The sequence below is a fragment of the Halorubrum aquaticum genome, from assembly GCF_900113615.1.
Taxonomy (GTDB): domain Archaea; phylum Halobacteriota; class Halobacteria; order Halobacteriales; family Haloferacaceae; genus Halorubrum; species Halorubrum aquaticum.
Genome location: NZ_FOPZ01000017.1, coordinates 1 through 15910, shown reverse-complemented (window position 1 = coordinate 15910; position 15910 = coordinate 1). Strand labels below are relative to the sequence as shown.

The 15910-nt window shown below is 69.0% G+C and carries 17 protein-coding genes and 1 pseudogene; 7 read left to right on the top strand and 11 right to left on the bottom strand.

Annotation, left to right across the window (positions count from 1 at the left end; genetic code table 11):
• Positions 1–13: 13 nt before the first annotated feature.
• Positions 14–763, bottom strand: coding sequence for a GNAT family N-acetyltransferase (locus tag F3H10_RS12710; RefSeq protein ID WP_149785136.1), 750 nt, complete (start codon positions 761–763; stop codon positions 14–16).
• Positions 764–845: 82 nt separating this feature from the next.
• Positions 846–1121 carry a cytochrome C oxidase subunit IV family protein gene (locus F3H10_RS12705; RefSeq protein ID WP_149785135.1) on the bottom strand — a complete coding sequence of 92 codons (276 nt, stop codon included), beginning with the start codon at positions 1119–1121 and terminating at the stop codon, positions 846–848.
• Between the two features lie 161 nt (positions 1122–1282).
• On the opposite strand from F3H10_RS12705, the gene F3H10_RS12700 reads away from it, so the two are divergent.
• Positions 1283–1801 (top strand): hypothetical protein, encoded by a 519-nt coding sequence (locus F3H10_RS12700; protein ID WP_149785134.1) that lies wholly within the window; start codon positions 1283–1285, stop codon positions 1799–1801.
• An 18-nt stretch (positions 1802–1819) separates the two neighbouring features.
• On the opposite strand, the gene F3H10_RS12695 is transcribed toward F3H10_RS12700, so the two are convergent.
• Positions 1820–2779 (bottom strand): VOC family protein, encoded by a 960-nt coding sequence (locus F3H10_RS12695; RefSeq protein WP_149785133.1) that lies wholly within the window; start codon positions 2777–2779, stop codon positions 1820–1822.
• A gap of 102 nt (positions 2780–2881) precedes the next feature.
• Positions 2882–3409 (bottom strand): halocyanin domain-containing protein, encoded by a 528-nt coding sequence (locus tag F3H10_RS12690; RefSeq protein ID WP_149785132.1) that lies wholly within the window; start codon positions 3407–3409, stop codon positions 2882–2884.
• A gap of 207 nt (positions 3410–3616) precedes the next feature.
• On the opposite strand from F3H10_RS12690, the gene F3H10_RS12685 reads away from it, so the two are divergent.
• Positions 3617–4225, top strand: coding sequence for a hypothetical protein (locus tag F3H10_RS12685; protein WP_149785131.1), 609 nt, complete (start codon positions 3617–3619; stop codon positions 4223–4225).
• Positions 4226–4246: 21 nt separating this feature from the next.
• On the opposite strand, the gene F3H10_RS12680 is transcribed toward F3H10_RS12685, so the two are convergent.
• Positions 4247–5392, bottom strand: a complete 1146-nt coding sequence (locus F3H10_RS12680; RefSeq protein WP_149785130.1) for an acyl-CoA dehydrogenase family protein — start codon at positions 5390–5392, stop codon at positions 4247–4249.
• Between the two features lie 125 nt (positions 5393–5517).
• Between F3H10_RS12680 and F3H10_RS12675 the strand changes: the two are divergent.
• Positions 5518–6309 (top strand): annotated as a pseudogene (locus tag F3H10_RS12675) (RIO1 family regulatory kinase/ATPase domain-containing protein); the annotation flags it as partial.
• 140 nt (positions 6310–6449) lie between these two features.
• Here the strand turns inward: F3H10_RS12675 and F3H10_RS12670 are convergent.
• Positions 6450–7322, bottom strand: a complete 873-nt coding sequence (locus tag F3H10_RS12670) for a transcriptional regulator TbsP domain-containing protein (RefSeq protein ID WP_149785128.1) — start codon at positions 7320–7322, stop codon at positions 6450–6452.
• An 81-nt stretch (positions 7323–7403) separates the two neighbouring features.
• On the bottom strand, positions 7404–7976 hold the full coding sequence (locus F3H10_RS12665; protein WP_149785127.1) for a halocyanin domain-containing protein: 573 nt from the start codon (positions 7974–7976) through the stop codon (positions 7404–7406).
• Positions 7977–8214: 238 nt separating this feature from the next.
• On the opposite strand from F3H10_RS12665, the gene F3H10_RS12660 reads away from it, so the two are divergent.
• Positions 8215–8922: a sensor histidine kinase gene (locus tag F3H10_RS12660; protein ID WP_149785126.1), complete on the top strand. Its 708-nt coding sequence runs from the start codon at positions 8215–8217 to the stop codon at positions 8920–8922.
• 4 nt (positions 8923–8926) lie between these two features.
• Here F3H10_RS12660 and msrB read toward each other — a convergent pair whose 3' ends face one another.
• On the bottom strand, positions 8927–9352 hold the full coding sequence (gene msrB, locus F3H10_RS12655) for a peptide-methionine (R)-S-oxide reductase MsrB (protein WP_149785125.1): 426 nt from the start codon (positions 9350–9352) through the stop codon (positions 8927–8929).
• A gap of 74 nt (positions 9353–9426) precedes the next feature.
• Positions 9427–10326, bottom strand: a complete 900-nt coding sequence (locus tag F3H10_RS12650; RefSeq protein ID WP_149785124.1) for a halocyanin domain-containing protein — start codon at positions 10324–10326, stop codon at positions 9427–9429.
• 262 nt (positions 10327–10588) lie between these two features.
• Between F3H10_RS12650 and pyrB the strand changes: the two genes are divergently transcribed.
• The 3 genes from pyrB (at position 10589) to F3H10_RS12635 (ending at position 13137) form a co-directional block, all read left to right on the top strand.
• Positions 10589–11530, top strand: a complete 942-nt coding sequence (gene pyrB / locus F3H10_RS12645) for an aspartate carbamoyltransferase (RefSeq protein WP_149785123.1) — start codon at positions 10589–10591, stop codon at positions 11528–11530.
• Positions 11527–11985: an aspartate carbamoyltransferase regulatory subunit gene (pyrI, locus tag F3H10_RS12640; protein ID WP_149785122.1), complete on the top strand. Its 459-nt coding sequence runs from the start codon at positions 11527–11529 to the stop codon at positions 11983–11985. Before pyrB ends, pyrI begins: the two co-directional genes overlap by 4 nt.
• Before the next feature lie 291 nt (positions 11986–12276).
• Positions 12277–13137, top strand: a complete 861-nt coding sequence (locus tag F3H10_RS12635; protein WP_149785121.1) for a hypothetical protein — start codon at positions 12277–12279, stop codon at positions 13135–13137.
• Positions 13138–13156: 19 nt separating this feature from the next.
• On the opposite strand, the gene F3H10_RS12630 is transcribed toward F3H10_RS12635, so the two are convergent.
• Positions 13157–14359 carry a threonine synthase gene (locus F3H10_RS12630; RefSeq protein ID WP_188127940.1) on the bottom strand — a complete coding sequence of 401 codons (1203 nt, stop codon included), beginning with the start codon at positions 14357–14359 and terminating at the stop codon, positions 13157–13159.
• A 225-nt stretch (positions 14360–14584) separates the two neighbouring features.
• Positions 14585–15910, bottom strand: a 1326-nt coding sequence (locus tag F3H10_RS12625) for an NADH-quinone oxidoreductase subunit D (RefSeq protein ID WP_149785120.1), incomplete at its 5' end; no start/stop codon positions are given.

The following is a 15910-nucleotide window of genomic DNA, read 5'->3' as shown; positions in this document are numbered from 1 at the left end:
CGAGGTCGACGCGTCAGTACGCCGCGTCCCACCGCGCCGCCTTTCGACGGTTCTCACAGTCGAGACACTCCACGGCGTCCATCGTGTCGATCGCGACGTTCGTTCCCTGGCAGTTCCCACAGAAGTAGCCGTATCGGCTCTCGTGGTCGGCGTCGGCGTACGCGACGTAGAAGGGGGCCTTCGACCCGCGTTCGCTCTCGTCGAAGGCGACGTACACCGTCTCGCCGTCGGCCGTCTCGTAGATCCCCTCCCGAAGCGTGCCGTCACGACCGATCCGCTTGCGATAGAGCCGCTCCTGGAACCGCTCGTCGCCGATGTCGACGACGCGCTCACCCGAGAGCTCGTATCCCTCGCGCTCGTAGAAGGCGGTCCCGGCCTCGTTGTCGACGAGGACCTTCCCCTCGACGCTGTCGACGTCGCGGTCGCGCAGTTCGGCCTCGACGCGTTCGAGCAGGGCCGAGCCGATCCCCGACTCCCGGTGGTCCGGGTGGACGTGGAGCCAGTCGATCTCGCCGACCCGCTCGCGGCGGTCGACGACGTAGCTCTCCGCGAACGCGACGACCTCGCCGTCGACGACCGCGACCGGACAGACCGTGTCCGGGTCGGCGATGTCCTCTCCCACGTCGTCGGCCCCGTACCAGTTCTCGACGGCCTCCGAGAGCAGGGCCTCGTCGACGGCGTGGCCGTAGGAGGCGGAAAGCGACGCTAACGCCACCTCACGGATCGATCCGACGTCCTCCGCGGTCGCGGCTCGCAGGTCCATACCGGGTGATACTCCCGCGACTACAAAAAATCCCGCGACGAGGTGATCGTCCGTGTCGTTCCCACGAGTTTCCGTGTCGTTCTCACGAGATCGAGTACGCGGCCGCGGCCATGAGCAGCATGGTCAACGCGAGCGCGAGCCCCATCAGGTACGTCAGGGAGCGGTTCTCCCAGCGCAGGTGCTGGAAGTACGCGACGATGAGGACGGTCTTGACCACGGAGATGACCATCGTCCCGGCGAACGCCTCCCAGTACGTGAAGCCGAAGAACTCGACCTCGAAGAGAACGAAGTTCAGGATCGCCGCGAACAGGAGCGCGAGGTATATCGCCGAGTACAGTTTGACGGAGTCGGACGACATTTCTTGAGATGACCTTCGTCCGCGTGCTTAAAGAATTAACCATCCGGGGGGCCGACGATCGACCTCCAGGGAGGTCCGGCGACCGGGTCCCCGGGTCGTCGACGGCCCGAAACGCATATCCCCGCGACGCGCGGATCCCTCGACGATCCACCGAGGGAACCGTGGAACCGCTCGAACCCGACGACGACCTGCTCGAATCGCTCTACGTCGTGAACAAGGTCGCGAAGCGGCTCGCCGACGAGGCGACCGCCGCCTACGACCGCGGCGACGTCACCGAGAGCAACGTCGCTTCCGCGCGGAAGGACGCGCTGTACCGAACGAAGACGGAAGTGTTGAACCGGATCGTCGCCGGTGACCCCGCGGCCGTGACCGGCGAGTACCACGCGGTCCACGGCGACGTCTGGCTGCTCGTCACCGTGAACGGTTGGGAGTTCCACCAGCCCCCCCACGCGTTCGGGAGCGACCTCACCGACCGGATCGAGACGACCAACTCGCTCGAGGAGCCGCGGGACGTGCCGTACGTCCGCGACGCCAGCGTCGAGCGGTCGGACCGCTCGCTCGAGGAGGCGTTACGCGGGCTCGCGGAGCGCGGCGTCGACGCCAACGACCACTTGGCGCGTCCGACGATAAGCGGAGAGCACGACCGACTCGTCGACGTGCGATGGGCGTGTCTGCGGTAGCTCCGGCGGAAGCCGAACCTACTCCGGCGTGGGCGCGCCGGTCTCGAGTTCCGGAAGCCCCTCCTCGATCTCCTCGCGACGGTCCTCCAGCCACTCGGGCAGGACCAGCCGCTCGCCGAGCGCCGACCGCGGCTCGTCGACGTCGTAGCCGGGCCCACCGGTCGCGAACTCGAAGAGCACGCCGCCGCGGGTGCGGGCGTACACCGACCGGAACCACTTGCGATCGATGACCTCGCTCGGGCGGAGCCCGTGCTCTTGAAGCAATCCGCGCCACGACTCCTGTTCCTCGTCCGTGACGCGGTACGCGACGTGGTGGACGGTCCCCGCGCCGGGCGTTCCCCGCGGCGTCGCGGGATCGGTGACCACGTCGACGACGAAGCCGAGGTCGCCGTCGGTCTCGAACCGACGACGGTGGCCGGCGTCGTCGCGTTCGGTCTCCGCGTAGCCCATCGCCTCCAGGAGGTCGACCGTGCTCCCGGCGTCGGAGAGGGAGAGTTCGACCGAGAAGAACCCGCGGATCGCGTGTTCGTCGGGAACCGGACCCGTCGGCGGGTCGCCGGCGGGCGCGTCCTCGCGGCCGACGAGTTCGAGCGGGAGCCCGTCGGGGTCGGCGAACGCGACGACCGCGTCGCCGAACCGCTCTCGCGTCTCGACGTCGACGCCGCGCTCCGCGAGCCGGTCGGCCCAGTAGTCGACCGACGCGGCGGGTATCGTGAACGACACCGTCGTGGCCTGGCCGGCCCCGACGCGGCCGGACCGGGCCCCGACGTACGGGAAGAAGGTCATGCTCGTTCCCGGGTTGCCGGCGTCGTCGGCGTAGAACAGGTGGTAGACGCCCACGTCGTCCTGGTTGACGCTCCGCTTGACGAGTCGGAGGCCGAGCGTCTCGGTGTAGAAGGCGTGGTTGGCGTTCGGGTCGCCGGCGATCGCGGTCACGTGGTGGATGCCGGGAGTCTCGAGACCCCGCTGTTGGCTCATGTCAGAGACTACGCTCCGATGGTACTTGTACACGCGTGGACGGGGAGGAAACCGGCTGACGTCGGTGTTACCGGACCCGTTCCGCGTCGCCCGCGGTCTCGACTACTCGACGACTTCGATCCCGCCGAGCATCCCGTTAGCCTGGTGGGGCGTACAGTGGTACAGTTGGATCCCGGCCGCATCGAAGGACTGCTCGAAGGTCTCGCCCTCCTCGGCGACGGCATCGCCGCTGTTGAACTCGGCGTCGGATCCCTCCACGGAAGCGACGTTGTGTGCGCCGCCCTCGCCGGTCCACTCCCAGACGACCGTCGTGCCGGCGGAGATCCGGATCGCGGCGGGGTCGAACGCGAACCCGACGTCGCCGGCACCCACGTCGACGACGACCTCGTCCTGCCCGGTGTAGTCCATGATCGTCCCCTCGTACAGGCGGGCCTCGCCCTCCGTGAGGTAGTCGTCGATCCCGCTCGGCACGTCGTCGGCGGGCTCGCCGGCGGAGCCGTCGCTCCCGCCGTCCCCGCCGCTGCCGTCTCCGTCGTCGCCGCCGCCACCCGAACAGCCCGCGAGCGCACCGGTGGTCAGCGCCGCGCCGGTTCCGACGACGTACCGCCGTCTGGACAGTCTTCGTGTCATCTCCGGATCGTAGGGCTCGAAGACATACAAACCCCTTGATTCCTCTCGTTTCTCGGGAATACACGGACACGAAAGTATATTATTTCATATATTTCTGACGAACGGTCGGCGGGGCACCGGTTCGACGGGACGAAACCGCCGGGACGATCGGCGATCGATCCGCTTGCGAAGCGGACCCTTAAGCGTCGCCGCCGCCTCGCCGGAGCCATGCGGGAGGACGAACTGGCGACGCGGGTCGTCGACCACTACGGGACCGCCCACGACGACCCCGAGATCCGGCTCGAGGAGCCGTACGACGCGGAGGGCCGCCGCGGGGTCGTCGACGTCTACGTCCGGCTTCGTCTCCCGGATCGGGTCGACCACGTCATCGAGCTCAAATCCGACGCCGCCGTGCGCCGCGCCACCGGCGCGAACGAGGTCCTCAGACAGTACCGCCGGACCGAGCGGTACTTCCACGCGGACGAGGCCCATCGGCTCCGTCCGAAGCTGGGACGGGACGGACCGGGCGCGCGCTACCTCCTGTTCTTCGCGCCAACGCCGACCTGCGTCCACCACGTCGCGACCCACCGCGGCCTGTACGGTTCGGTCGATCCGACCGGAAGCGTCGGCGACGTGCCGACCGCGCGAACCGTCGGGTTCCTCACCGGACTCGACGGCGATCCGGCCGATCTGGGGTACCTCTCGGTCAACGGCGAGGCGTCGTTCGGCTCGCCGGAGTTCCTCGCGTCGGTGCCGGAGGGGTCGCGGCTCGCGGAGAGCATCCGTGGCGTCGACGACGACCTCGTCGCCTTCGGGGACGAGCGAGCCGCCGATTGACTCGCCGCCGAGCGGTGCCGCCTACAGGCCGAGCTCCCGGCCGAGGACGACGTGCTGGATCTCGCTCGTCCCCTCGCCGATCTCCATGAGCTTCGCGTCGCGGTAGAACCGCTGGGGGGCGAAGTCGGTGGTGTAGCCGTACCCGCCGAGCGTCTGGACGGCTTCCTCGGCCACCTCACGGGCGGCCTCGCTGGCGTCGAGCTTCGCGAGCGCCGACGCCTTCGTGACGGGCTCGCCGGCGTCGTACCGCGTCGCCGCCTTGTGCGTCAGGAGTCGGGCGCGCTCGATCTGGCGGTACATGTGGACTATCTTGTCACGGATCGCGTCGAACTCCGCGATGGGCTTGCCGAACTGCTCGCGCTCGCCCGCGTACTCCTTTGCGGCCTCGTAGGCTCCCTGCGCGAGCCCGACCGACAGCGCGGCGATGGAGATCCGGCCGCCGTCGAGCGTCGACATCGTCTGCTCCCAGCCGTCGCCCTCCTCGCCGAGCAGCCGGTCGGCCGGGAGCCGGAGGTCGTCGAAGGCGATCTCGCAGGTGGGCGAGCAGTTCAGCCCCATCTTCTCCCAGACGGTGACCACCTCGAAGCCGTCGTCGTCGGGGTCGACGATGAACGTCGAGATCCCGTCGTACCCCGCGTCGGGGTCGGTGACCGCCTTCACCAGCACCGAGTTCGCGACGTTCGCGTTCGTGATGAACTGCTTCGTCCCGTTCAGGACGTACTCGTCGGCGTCGGGGTCGTACTCGGCGGTCGTCTCCATGCCGGAGGCGTCCGAGCCGCTCCCCGGCTCCGTCAGCGCCCACGCGCCGATCCCGTCGCCCTCCGCCAGCGGGCGGAGCCACTCCTCCTTCTGGGCCTCGGTCCCGAACGCCTCGATCGGCTTCGCGCCGAGGGAGGTGTGTGCCGCGTACGAGAGCCCTATCCCGCCGGAGACCCGGCCCAGTTCCTCGGTGACGAGCGCGTACATCAACTGATCGCCGCCGAGCCCGCCGTACGCCTCGCTCACGGGGATCCCCATCACGTCGAGGTCGGCGAGCGCCGCGAACACCTCCTCGGGGAACCGGTGGTCGTCCTCGATCTCCTGGGCGATCGGCCGGATCTCGGACTCACAGAACTCCCTGACGGTGTCCCGTATCATCCGGTGTTCCGCGGACGGCTCGAACTCCATGGAGGGAGGTTTCCCCCGCCGCGAGCATAAACGATGCGACCGTCACGATCGATCACCGACGATCGATCACGTCGTTTCGAGGCGCTCGCGATCCTTTATGAGTCGCGGGCGCGTTGACCCGGTGTATGGAGTTCCGCCGACTCGTCCGCGGGACCGCGAGCTGGCCCGAGCTGGAGGGGGTCGTCCGCGAGTTGGCGGACCGCTACGACCGCGAGGGCGTCCGCGTCGAGTTCCTCGACGCCGACAACTGGCTGTCGATCCCGTTCGTGCTCGACGACGACCTCTTCGTGAAGGTGATAACCCGACAGAACACGCTCGTCCACACGCTTTTCACCACCGGCCGAAACCTCGGAGCCTTCTCCGCCGGCACCGAGGGCTTCTTCGAGCGCCACGAGACGCCCTACGAGATGGCCCGCCACGAGCTCGAGGCCACCCGGAAGGTCCGGGAGATCGGCGTGAACGCGCCCGAGCCGATCGAGGCGTTCGAGGTGGACGGGTTCGGCGTCCTCGTGTTGGAGTACCTCCCCGAGTTCCGCACCCTCGACGAGGTCGACCACGAGCGGGAGCGCGAGCTCGCCCCGGACCTGTTCGAGACCCTGCGGCGGATCCACGACGCGGGGCTCGCACACGGCGACGTGCGCGCGGAGAACGTGCTCGTCCTCGACGGGGAGATCTACGTGATCGACGCGACGAACGTGAGCGAGGACGGCCGGGAGGACGCCCGGTCGTACGACCTCGCGAGCGCGCTCGCCGCGCTGGAACCCCTCATCGGCGCACCGGCTGCGATCGACGCGGCGCTCGCGAGCTACGACCCCGCGGAGCTGCTCGCGGCCCGCCGGTTCCTGGACTTCGTCGCGATCCGTCCGGACCACGACTTCGCCGCCGCCGAACTCAAAGGCGAGATCGAGAAGCGCGCCACCGCCGACCGGGAGGCCGGAGGGGAGGGGAACGGATCCGGAAGGGAGGGGAACGGGGGGAGGAGGGTCGACCCCGACGGGGGTGCCCCTTCGGAAGCCGATCGGTCGACGTAGTCGGCCGGCACGTCGACCGGCGACGGTCACTCCTCGAGCGACTCCCGGAGCGCGTCCGCGACGGTCTCCAGCGACGGCTCCGCGAGCGAACCGACGGCGACGACCCGCTCGCGCGGGCGGCCGACCGGCCGGGCGACCCGCTCGGTCTCGAGGAGTCCGGCGTCGACGAGTCGGCGCTTGACCCGGGTGAACGTCGAGGGGCTCCCCAGTCCGGCGTCCTCGCAGGCGCGTCGGAGGGTCCGGTCGTGTGCGCCGTGGCGCGCGCCGACGACGTACGCGCGGGTTCGCGGGCCGACGGGGTCGGCTGCGGAGAGGTCGGGACCCGGCTCGAGCAGGCGCACTACGTCGGCCGCGACCGCCTCCCCGAATCGGTCCCGGAACGCGCCGTACACGCGGCGTCGACTCGGCGTCCGGAGGCGGTGCTCGCCGGCGGTCGCGACGACCGGTTCGTATCGGCTCCGAAGCGTCGGATCGTCGCCGACGCGACGCCACCCCGGTTCACCGACGGAACTCACGAGGACACATCCTGCCGTCTCGCCGGCGAGGACCGCGTTCGGTTGGGGCTCAGGGAGCGTCAAGGGTTCGAGCGCGTCCGCGGCCACGAGCGCGGCGAGCCGACTCGCGTCGCGGAATCCGTCCGCGACCGTCTCGAACGCGTCGGGGCTCGCGAGCACGGTGAGCGAGGGGAGATCCGGCGGCGTCGCGGCCGGGTTCGACTCCCCCTCGACGGTCGCCCGAAGCGTGGAGAGGTCGGGATCGACGAGCTCCGGGGCCGCCTCGCGGTACGTCTCGACGACCGCCGACAACAGCGACGGCTCCGGGTCGACGAGCAGCGGGTCCGTGAACGACCCGAGCGACAGCGAGCCCGCCACGGTCGGGATCGCCGGGTCGGGAGGCATGGCTCACCGTTCGCGGCGGCGGGATTAAACGCGACGGTGGTGGAGGCGACCGTGACGGTGGTGGAAGCGACCGCGGCGGCGCTACTCCTGAACGTAGACGGCACCCTTCATCCCCACCGCCTCGTGGGGCGTACAGACGTACGTGTGGACGCCGGACTCCTCGAAGGTGTACTCGAAGGTGTGGCCGGCCTCGCCGACCGTCTCGCTCTCGAAGGCACCGTCCGAGTGCGAGACGTTGTGGTCGCCGCCCTCGCCGGTCCACTCCCAGACGACCGTCGTGCCGGGTGCGACCGCGACCGCGGCCGGCGCGAACGAGAGGCCGTCCACGGCCCCGACCTCGACGGTCACCTCGTCGGCGCCGGTCCGATCCACGGTGGCCTCGTAGCTGCTCACGCCCTCGAACCAGCCGTCGTAGTTCGGCTCCTCCGAGAGGTACTCGGCCTCGCCGTCGCCGCCCGAACCGCCGCTTCCCCCGGAGCCGTCCCCGTCGTCGCCGGACCCGTCTCCCCCGCTTCCCCCGGAACCGTCCCCGTCGCCGCCGGATCCGTCTCCCCCGCTGGCTCCGCCGCCGGAACAGCCTGCCAGAAGCGTCGAGACGCCGATCGTCGCGGTGGTTCCGATGAACGTCCGTCGGTCGAGTGTGTCTCGGCTCATACGACCTCAGGTAGTGCCCGTTGAAGGATACCCCCCGCGGAGATTCCCGTGGCGTGGAGTGACCGACCGAATAGTTCGGGCCGGACGGATAAGTGGTGGGCGCGTGGTCGACCACACCGGAGCACGACCCTCGGGCGGTTCACACAGGAACGAGGAGGAAGCCAACGACTGAAGTCGTGGGTTACTGACCCGCCCCGGATCGACATGTAAAAACTCCCGTCCGATCTACGGCGTCACCATGGGCGATGACGCGGACGGCGACGCGGACGCCGAGGAACGACTCAAACGGCAGCGGGACGACCTCAGGCTGTTGAACCAGGTGATGCGTCACGACATCCGCAACGACCTCCAGCTGATCGGCGCGTACGCGGAACTCCTCGAAGAGCACGTCGATGAGGAGGGAGAGTCGTACCTCGAGATCATCAGGAAGAACACGAAGAGCGCGGTCGATCTGACCACGACGGTGCGGGACCTCGCGCAGGTCATGCTCCGGGAGGACGTGGAGACGCGGCGCGTCCCCCTCGATCGGATCCTCTCACAGCAGGTCGAGGAGGTTCGATCCGCGTACTCCCAGGCGGTGTTCACCGTCGAGGGCTCGTTTCCGCACCGGGAGGTACTCGCCGACGAGATGTTGAGTTCCGTCTTCCGGAACCTCCTGCGGAACGCGGTCCAGCACAACGACGAGACGCCGCCGAAAGTCGAGGTATCCGCCGCCGTCGACGGTGACGTGGTCGAGGTGCGAATCGCCGACAACGGTCCGGGGGTCCCCGAGGACCAGCACGAGGAGATCTTCGGGAAGGGCGAGAAGGGCCTCGACAGTCCCGGCGCGGGGATCGGGTTGTACCTCGTTCGCTCGCTCGTCGAGACCTACGGCGGGGACGTCCGGATCGAGGACAACGAGCCGAAAGGAGCGGTCTTCGTCGTCGACCTCCGGCTGGCGGCGTGACCGGTCACTCCCCGTCGAACTCCATCGCGACGGAGTTGATACAGAACCGCTTGCCGGTCGGCTCCGGCCCGTCGTCGAAGACGTGCCCGAGATGCGAGTCACACGAGGCACACCGGACCTCGGTGCGGCGCATCCCGTGGCTCGTGTCCATCGTCGTCGTCACCGATCCCTCCTCGGCGGCGTAGAAGGCCGGCCAGCCGCAGCCGGACTCGTACTTCGTCTCGGCGTCGAACAGGAGTTCCCCGCAGGCCCTACAGCGGTACTCGCCGTCCTCGGGCAGGTGGTCGACGTACTCGCCCGAGAAGCGCGCCTCGGTACCGCTCTCCCGGAGCACGCGGTACTCCTCCTCGGAGAGCCGCTCGCGCCACTCCTCGTCGGTCAGCTCTACGGGGTCGTCCGCGTCGGGCGAGGTCGTGTCGGTGTCGCTCATGGACCGCCCTACGGGCCGAGTCGGTAAGGCGGTTGTGGCGGCGTCCACGGCGAGGGGAGGGGACGGACCGCTCGCTACTCGACGATGACCGCACCCCGCATTCCGACCGCCTCGTGCGGCAGGCTGGAGTAGCGGTACGTTCCGGGCTCCTCGAAAGTGTGTTCGAACGTCGTCTCCGGGTCGGCGGTCGGATCGCCGGACCGGACGTCGAGGTCCTCGAACGCCACGTTCGTCGATCCGCCCTCGCCGGTCCACTCCCAGACGACCGTCGTCCCGGGCGACACCCTGAGAACCGGCGGATCGAACGCGAGGTGACCGCCGTTCCCCTCGGCGCCGACGGCCACCGACGCGGCGTCCTCGTCGGTTTCGTCCGCGATGCTCCCGTCGAAGTTGTCGCTGTGGACGACCCACTCGTCGACGGCCTCGTACCCGGTCGAAGGGGGCTCTTTCACGACGACCGCGCCCTTCATGCCGTCCTCGCGATCGGGCTCGGAGACGAACGGGTACGTTCCGGGCTCCGCGAACACGTAGTGGTAGCTCGTTCCCGACTGCGCGTTCGGGCGACCGCTGTCGAACGTTCCGTCGAGCGCGGCGACGTTGTGTGCGCCGCCGTGGCCGGTCCAGTTCCATCGGACGTTCGTCATCGGCGGTACCTCGATGACGACCGGACCGAACCCGATGCCGTCGTCGTACTCGTGACCGAGTCGGACTTCCGCACGCCCGTTCGTCCCGGTCCGTTTCCGTTCGCCCTCGTATCCGTTCGCGTCCGAGAGCCAGTCCTCGAGCGAGTCCGGGGGTGAGAGTTCGCTTACCGGCGTGTACGTCGTCTCGCCGTCGCCGGTGGATTCGCCACCGCCGGATCCGTCGTCCGCCGTCGAGTCGCCGCCGGTGACGGAGCTACAGCCGGCGAGCGTGGCGATTCCGGTGACGCTCATCGCGTGGAGGACGTCGCGTCGCGCGGGGGTGTGTCCCATACGCCCGCTTCCGTCGATACGGAAATAACGGTGGTGTCGATGCCAGCTTGGCAAAAAATGCCAGTGGATATAAGTATATGACTCAGAAACGGTTCGGATTCGGGTTCGAGACCGGTTCCGTCGCTACCCTCGAACGTGAAGCCGCTACCGGCGCCGTTTCGGATCTCGAAACGCCCTCCGTCCCCTCGATCCACGGCCGTGGATATCGCCTCTCCTCCGTGACCCGAGGGATTCAAGATACTGCCGGACCCCTACTCCGACGATGCGTCAGGACCACCTCATCACCGCGACCCAGCTCTCGCGGGATGACATCGAGGCGGTGCTCGATCGGGCCCGCGAGGTCGCCGCCGACCCCGAATCGTACGCGGGCCGACACGCGGGGACGATGCTCGCGCTCTGTTTCTTCGAGCCGAGCACGCGAACGCGGATGAGCTTCGACGCCGCCGCCCAACGGCTCGGGATCGACACGATCGACATGGGCGACGTCGACTCCTCGTCCGTCTCGAAGGGCGAGTCGCTCGCGGACACCGTCCGCGTCATCGAGGGGTACGCCGACTCGATCGTGTTGCGACACCCCAGCGAGGGCGCGGCGACGCTGGCCGCGGAGTTCGTCGACGTTCCCGTGATCAACGCCGGCGACGGGGCGGGGCAACACCCCTCCCAGACCCTACTCGACCTCCACACGATCCGGGAGGACCACGGCCTCGACGACCTCACCGTCGGGATCATGGGAGACCTGAAGTACGGGCGGACGGTCCACTCGCTCGCGACCGCGCTCACCAACTTCGACGCCCGCCAGCACTTCATCAGCCCCGAGTCGTTGCGGCTCCCCCGGTCCGTTCGGTTCGACCTCCACGAGACGGGCGCACAGGTCCGCGAACACGAGGACCTGGAGGCGGTCCTTCCCGAGCTCGACGTGCTGTACGTCACCCGCATCCAGAAGGAGCGGTTCCCCGACGAGAACGAGTACCACCGCGTCGCCGGCGAGTACCGGATCGACGCCGACACGCTCGACGCCGCCCCCGACGACCTCACCGTGATGCACCCGCTCCCCCGCGTCGACGAGATCGCTCCCGACGTCGACGACACCGACCACGCCCGCTACTTCGAGCAGGCGCACAACGGGATCCCCGTCCGGATGGCGCTTCTCGACACCCTACTCGAGAACGCCGAGGCGGCCGAGGGAACGGAGGTGGGCCGATGAGCGACCACGAGCTGCGCGTCTCGAAGATCCGCGACGGCACCGTGATCGACCACGTCGAGGGCGGGCAGGCGCTCAACGTCCTCGCGATCCTCGGGATCGACGGCTCCGAGGGACTCGGCGTCTCCGTCGGGATGAACGTCCCCTCCGACCGGCTCGGCCGGAAGGACCTCGTCAAGGTGGAGGGTCGAGAACTCTCCCAGTCGGAGGTCGACGTGCTCTCGCTCATCGCGCCGGAGGCGACGATCAACATCGTCCGCGAGTTCGAGGTGGTCGAGAAGAACCGCGTGACTCGGCCCGACCGCGTCGCGGGCGTGCTCTCGTGTCCGAACCGCAACTGTATCACCAACGCCGACGAGCCGGTCGAGACCCGGTTCGAGGTGGTCTCGGACGGCGTCCGCTGTGACTACTGCTCGACGGTCCTCCGGTCGGACATCGCGGACCACATCGACGTTTAGTTCACGCCCGGTGGTCCACTGATCGCCCGTCCATACGCGGGCGAACGTCGGTAGTTTTTAGCGGCCGCCGGTCGACGGTACGGACATGGGAACGAAAGCGAAACTCGTCGTCGTACTGTCGCTCGTGGTCCTCGCGTACTTCCTCCTCGCCGGCGATAAACAGCCGGTCGAAGTGGAGTAAGCGGGCCCCGGAGGCCCGATGCGGCCTCCACGGAGGCGTCGTCGCCGCGAACGCGTGACCGCCCGGGCGCAAGCCCGTCGTTTTTACCCGTCACCCGCGTAGCGACTCGCATGTACGGGGTCGTCACGCGGAACGCCGACGAGGTCGACATGGAGCCGTTCGACCTCGGGTTTTACGAGGTAAAGGACGTCACCGGGCGGGCGGCCGCGCCCCTCCCGAACGCGGTGAACATGGTGTCGTGTTTCGGCGACAACGCGGCCGCCGGCGAGAACCCGGAGCTCGTCCCGGTCGACGACCGCGGCGAGCCGGCGACCCGCGACCGCGAGTACTTCGACTGGGCGTACGTCTGCCCGACCCATCCGGAGTACCGCGAGGGGCTACTGGAGATCATCGAGGACTGTGCCGCCGAGAGCGACGACGTGCGCCTCGACGACGTGGGGTTCCCGCGGGAGGGGTTCTGTCGGTGCGACCGCTGTCGCCGGCTGTTCGCCGAGAGCGACCGCGAGGAGTGGGCCGACTGGCGCGCCGACGTCGTCACGGAGTTCGTCGCCGAGGCCGCCGACCGGATCCCCGGTCGGACGCTCCTCACGCTCTACCCCGACCCGTATCCCGGTCATCTCCGCGCGCGCTCCGGGCTCGACGTCGACGCCCTGACGGCGCATGTCGACGAGTTCGTGGTCCCGCTGTACGACACCGAGTACGCGACCACCTACTGGCTGGAGTCGATCCTCCGCGGGTTCCGCTCGCGGCTCGGCGGCGACTACGACGTCCACGGCGCGCCGCCAGAGACGCCCTTCTCGGCCGAGCTCTACGCCGTCGACGTCGACGTCGACGCCCTGATCCACGCGGCCGAGGTCGCGGAGACGTACGTCAAGGACGTGTTCTTCGGGTACGACGCCAACAACGCGGCGGCCGCGCTCCGTCGCAAGGACGCCGACGCCCGGGACGGGAAGGTCCACCGGCCGGAGTGAACCGGCGGTCACTCCCCCGCTACGGAAGCAGCGACTCGAGCCGGGCCGGGAGGTCCGTCCTGTGGACCGTCTCGGCCGTGACGTCCGTCCCGCCGGTTCCCAGCTCCTTGAATCCGGTTCCGGTCGGGACGAGAACGACCGACTCCCCGGCGGAGACCTCGCCCCGGTCCGCGAGGCGCGAGACGCCCGCCAGCGTCGTCGCGGACGCCGGCTCGACGCAGAACCCGCCCTCGACGGCGAACTGCCGCCGTGCGGTTCGAATCTCGTCGTCGGTGACCGAGACGACGGCCCCGCCCGTGTCGCGGACCGCGGCGAGCGCACGAGCGCCGCTCGGCGGGTCCGGGTTTCCGATCGAGTGGGCGATCGTCTCGCCGGTCTCGTCGGGCGACATGGGCGTCGGGTCCGTCGCACCGTCCTCGAACGCCCGCGTCAGCGGGTCGGCGGCGGCGGTCTGGACGAGACACAGGCGCGGCGGCTCGTCGATCAGCCCGGCGCGCTCGAGCTCCCGAACTCCCAGCCAGACCCCCGAGGCGAAGCCGCCGGAGCTCGCCGGCAGCGCGATCACGTCGGGCGTCTCGGGGGCGAACGACTCGCAGATCTCGAACAGCGCCGTCTTGTACCCGCTGATCCGGGTCGGAGCGTCGCTCACGAGAACCGAGATCGGAAGCCGTTCGGACAGTTCGAGCGCGTCTCCGTACAGCTCGCCGTACCCCCCGCTCACCCGGATGATGGTCGGCTCGTACTGGCCGATGAGCTCCAGTCGCACCCGTGAGATGTCCTCCGGGACGAACACGATACACTCCCGGTCGAGGCTCGTCGCGTGGGCGGCGGTGCTTATCGCCATGTTCCCGTACGAGACCGTGCCGATGACGTCGTCGCCGGCGGCGATCGCGTGGGGAACCGCCACGGCGCTCCCGCGGTCCTTGTACGCTCCGGTGGGGTTCTCGCTCTCGTCCTTGACGAACACCCGACCGCCGGCGACGTCGTCGAGTCCGGGACTCCTGACGAGCGGCGTGCCGCCCGCGGCTCGCGCGACGCCGTCCGGCCGATCGATCGGTAACAGCGACTCGTACCGCCAGATCCCCGACCGATCCCCACCGTCGTCCCACGCGAACGTCGTCGCCTCCGATTCGATCCAGAGCGGCTCCCCGCAGCCACACCGGACGCGGAACTCGTCTTCGTATCGCGTTCCACAGCGATGACAGGTCTCGATGACGGACATGGTGGCCGTGGGATCGCCGATGAGGTATGCGTTTTCTCTCCCTCCTTGACACGTGAACGAGGGTTTATCAGTGGGCACGGACGAGAGGCAAGTGACCGGCCGCCGGTGTGTGACACCGCTGGTCGTCTCGCGTTCGCGTGGGGCGGTCACCTTTCAACGTCCGCACCGTAGCGGCGGTCGCCCTACAGCCTCCAGCCGACGGCTCGCCGAGGGCGACCCGTCCCCTCACCGATCGACCTCGCCCATGATCGTGTCCAGGCTTCCGAGCGTGGCTATCAGGTCCGGGATCGACTCGCCGTTGGCCATCTCGGGAAGCGCCTGGAGGTTCGAGAAGGAGGGACCACGGATCTTGAACCGGGCCGGTTCGTCGGTCCCGTCAGACCGGATGTAGATGCCGAGTTCGCCCTTGGCGGCCTCGACCGCGCGGTAGATCTCCGTGTCGTCGTCGGGACGCAGCGTCCGCGGGACGTTGGCCTGGATGTTCCGTTCGTCCTCGGGCCAGTCCTCGAGCAGGTCGACACACTGCTCGATGATCCTCGCGGACTCCTCGACCTCGCGCATCCGGACCAACAGTCGCGAGTAGTTGTCACAGCCGTCCTCGGTCACTACGTCCCAGTCGAGCTCGTCGTAGTAGCCGTACGGGTCGTCGCGACGCAGGTCGTAGTCGACCCCCGACCCGCGAAGGACCGGGCCGGTACAGCCGTACTCCTTGGCGACCTCCGGCGGCAGGACCCCCGTGTCGATCGTCCGCAACTGGATGATCTCGTTTCGGGTCAGGAGGTCGTGATACTCCTCGAGGCGACGCGGCAGTCCGTCGAGGTACTCGCGGATCTCGGAGAGGAACGCCTCGCGGGGCTCGGGCAGGTCCCAGACGACGCCGCCGAGCCGGAAGTAGTTGAACATCAGCCGCTGGCCCGTCAGGTCCTCGAGGACCTCCTGAACGCGCTCGCGCTCCTGGATGGCGTACATGAACGTCGCGGTGAAGTCGCCGATCACGTCGAGCGCGTACGCCCCCATCGCCAGCATGTGCGAGAGGATCCGGCTGAACTCCGCGGCCATGGTGCGGACCACCTGTGCGTACTCGGGCACCTCGACGTCCGCGAGGTCCTCGGCCGCACGCGCGTACGCCCACTCGTTGAGCAGGCCGCCGCCGCCCCAGTCCCAGCGGTCGGGGTACGGCATGATCTGGTGGCGGTACGTGCCCGACTGGGCCATCTGCTCCTCACACCGGTGGATGTAGCCGATGTCCGGCTCCACGTCGAGTACGTCCTCCCCGTCGAGGGTGACCTGAAGGTGGAGGACGCCGTGGGTCGCCGGGTGGTGCGGGCCGACGTTGAGGAGCATGGTGTCGCTCCCGGTCGCCGTCGACGCCCCCGGCTCGACCGGCTCGTTCTCCGAGAGCGTGACGATCTGCGGACGGTCCTCGTCGTAGTCCAGAGAAAGCGGGTGACCCTGCCACGTCTCGGGGAGGAGGATCCGCCGGAGGTCCGGGTGGTCGTCGTACTCGATCCCGATCAGGTCGTACGCCTCCCGCTCGTGCCAGTCCGCCGT

Excerpts from the sequence above, each read along its gene's own strand:
- F3H10_RS12710 (WP_149785136.1), bottom strand. The coding sequence starts at position 763 with ATGGACCTGCGAGCCGCGACCGCGGAGGACGTCGGATCGATCCGTGAG.
- F3H10_RS12705 (WP_149785135.1), bottom strand. The coding sequence starts at position 1,121 with ATGTCGTCCGACTCCGTCAAACTGTACTCGGCGATATACCTCGCGCTC.
- F3H10_RS12695 (WP_149785133.1), bottom strand. The coding sequence starts at position 2,779 with ATGAGCCAACAGCGGGGTCTCGAGACTCCCGGCATCCACCACGTGACC.
- F3H10_RS12690 (WP_149785132.1), bottom strand. The coding sequence starts at position 3,409 with ATGACACGAAGACTGTCCAGACGGCGGTACGTCGTCGGAACCGGCGCG.
- F3H10_RS12685 (WP_149785131.1), top strand. The coding sequence starts at position 3,617 with ATGCGGGAGGACGAACTGGCGACGCGGGTCGTCGACCACTACGGGACC.
- F3H10_RS12680 (WP_149785130.1), bottom strand. The coding sequence starts at position 5,392 with ATGGAGTTCGAGCCGTCCGCGGAACACCGGATGATACGGGACACCGTC.
- F3H10_RS12670 (WP_149785128.1), bottom strand. The coding sequence starts at position 7,322 with ATGCCTCCCGACCCGGCGATCCCGACCGTGGCGGGCTCGCTGTCGCTC.
- F3H10_RS12665 (WP_149785127.1), bottom strand. The coding sequence starts at position 7,976 with ATGAGCCGAGACACACTCGACCGACGGACGTTCATCGGAACCACCGCG.
- F3H10_RS12660 (WP_149785126.1), top strand. The coding sequence starts at position 8,215 with ATGGGCGATGACGCGGACGGCGACGCGGACGCCGAGGAACGACTCAAA.
- msrB (WP_149785125.1), bottom strand. The coding sequence starts at position 9,352 with ATGAGCGACACCGACACGACCTCGCCCGACGCGGACGACCCCGTAGAG.
- F3H10_RS12650 (WP_149785124.1), bottom strand. The coding sequence starts at position 10,326 with ATGGGACACACCCCCGCGCGACGCGACGTCCTCCACGCGATGAGCGTC.
- pyrB (WP_149785123.1), top strand. The coding sequence starts at position 10,589 with ATGCGTCAGGACCACCTCATCACCGCGACCCAGCTCTCGCGGGATGAC.
- pyrI (WP_149785122.1), top strand. The coding sequence starts at position 11,527 with ATGAGCGACCACGAGCTGCGCGTCTCGAAGATCCGCGACGGCACCGTG.
- F3H10_RS12635 (WP_149785121.1), top strand. The coding sequence starts at position 12,277 with ATGTACGGGGTCGTCACGCGGAACGCCGACGAGGTCGACATGGAGCCG.
- F3H10_RS12630 (WP_188127940.1), bottom strand. The coding sequence starts at position 14,359 with ATGTCCGTCATCGAGACCTGTCATCGCTGTGGAACGCGATACGAAGAC.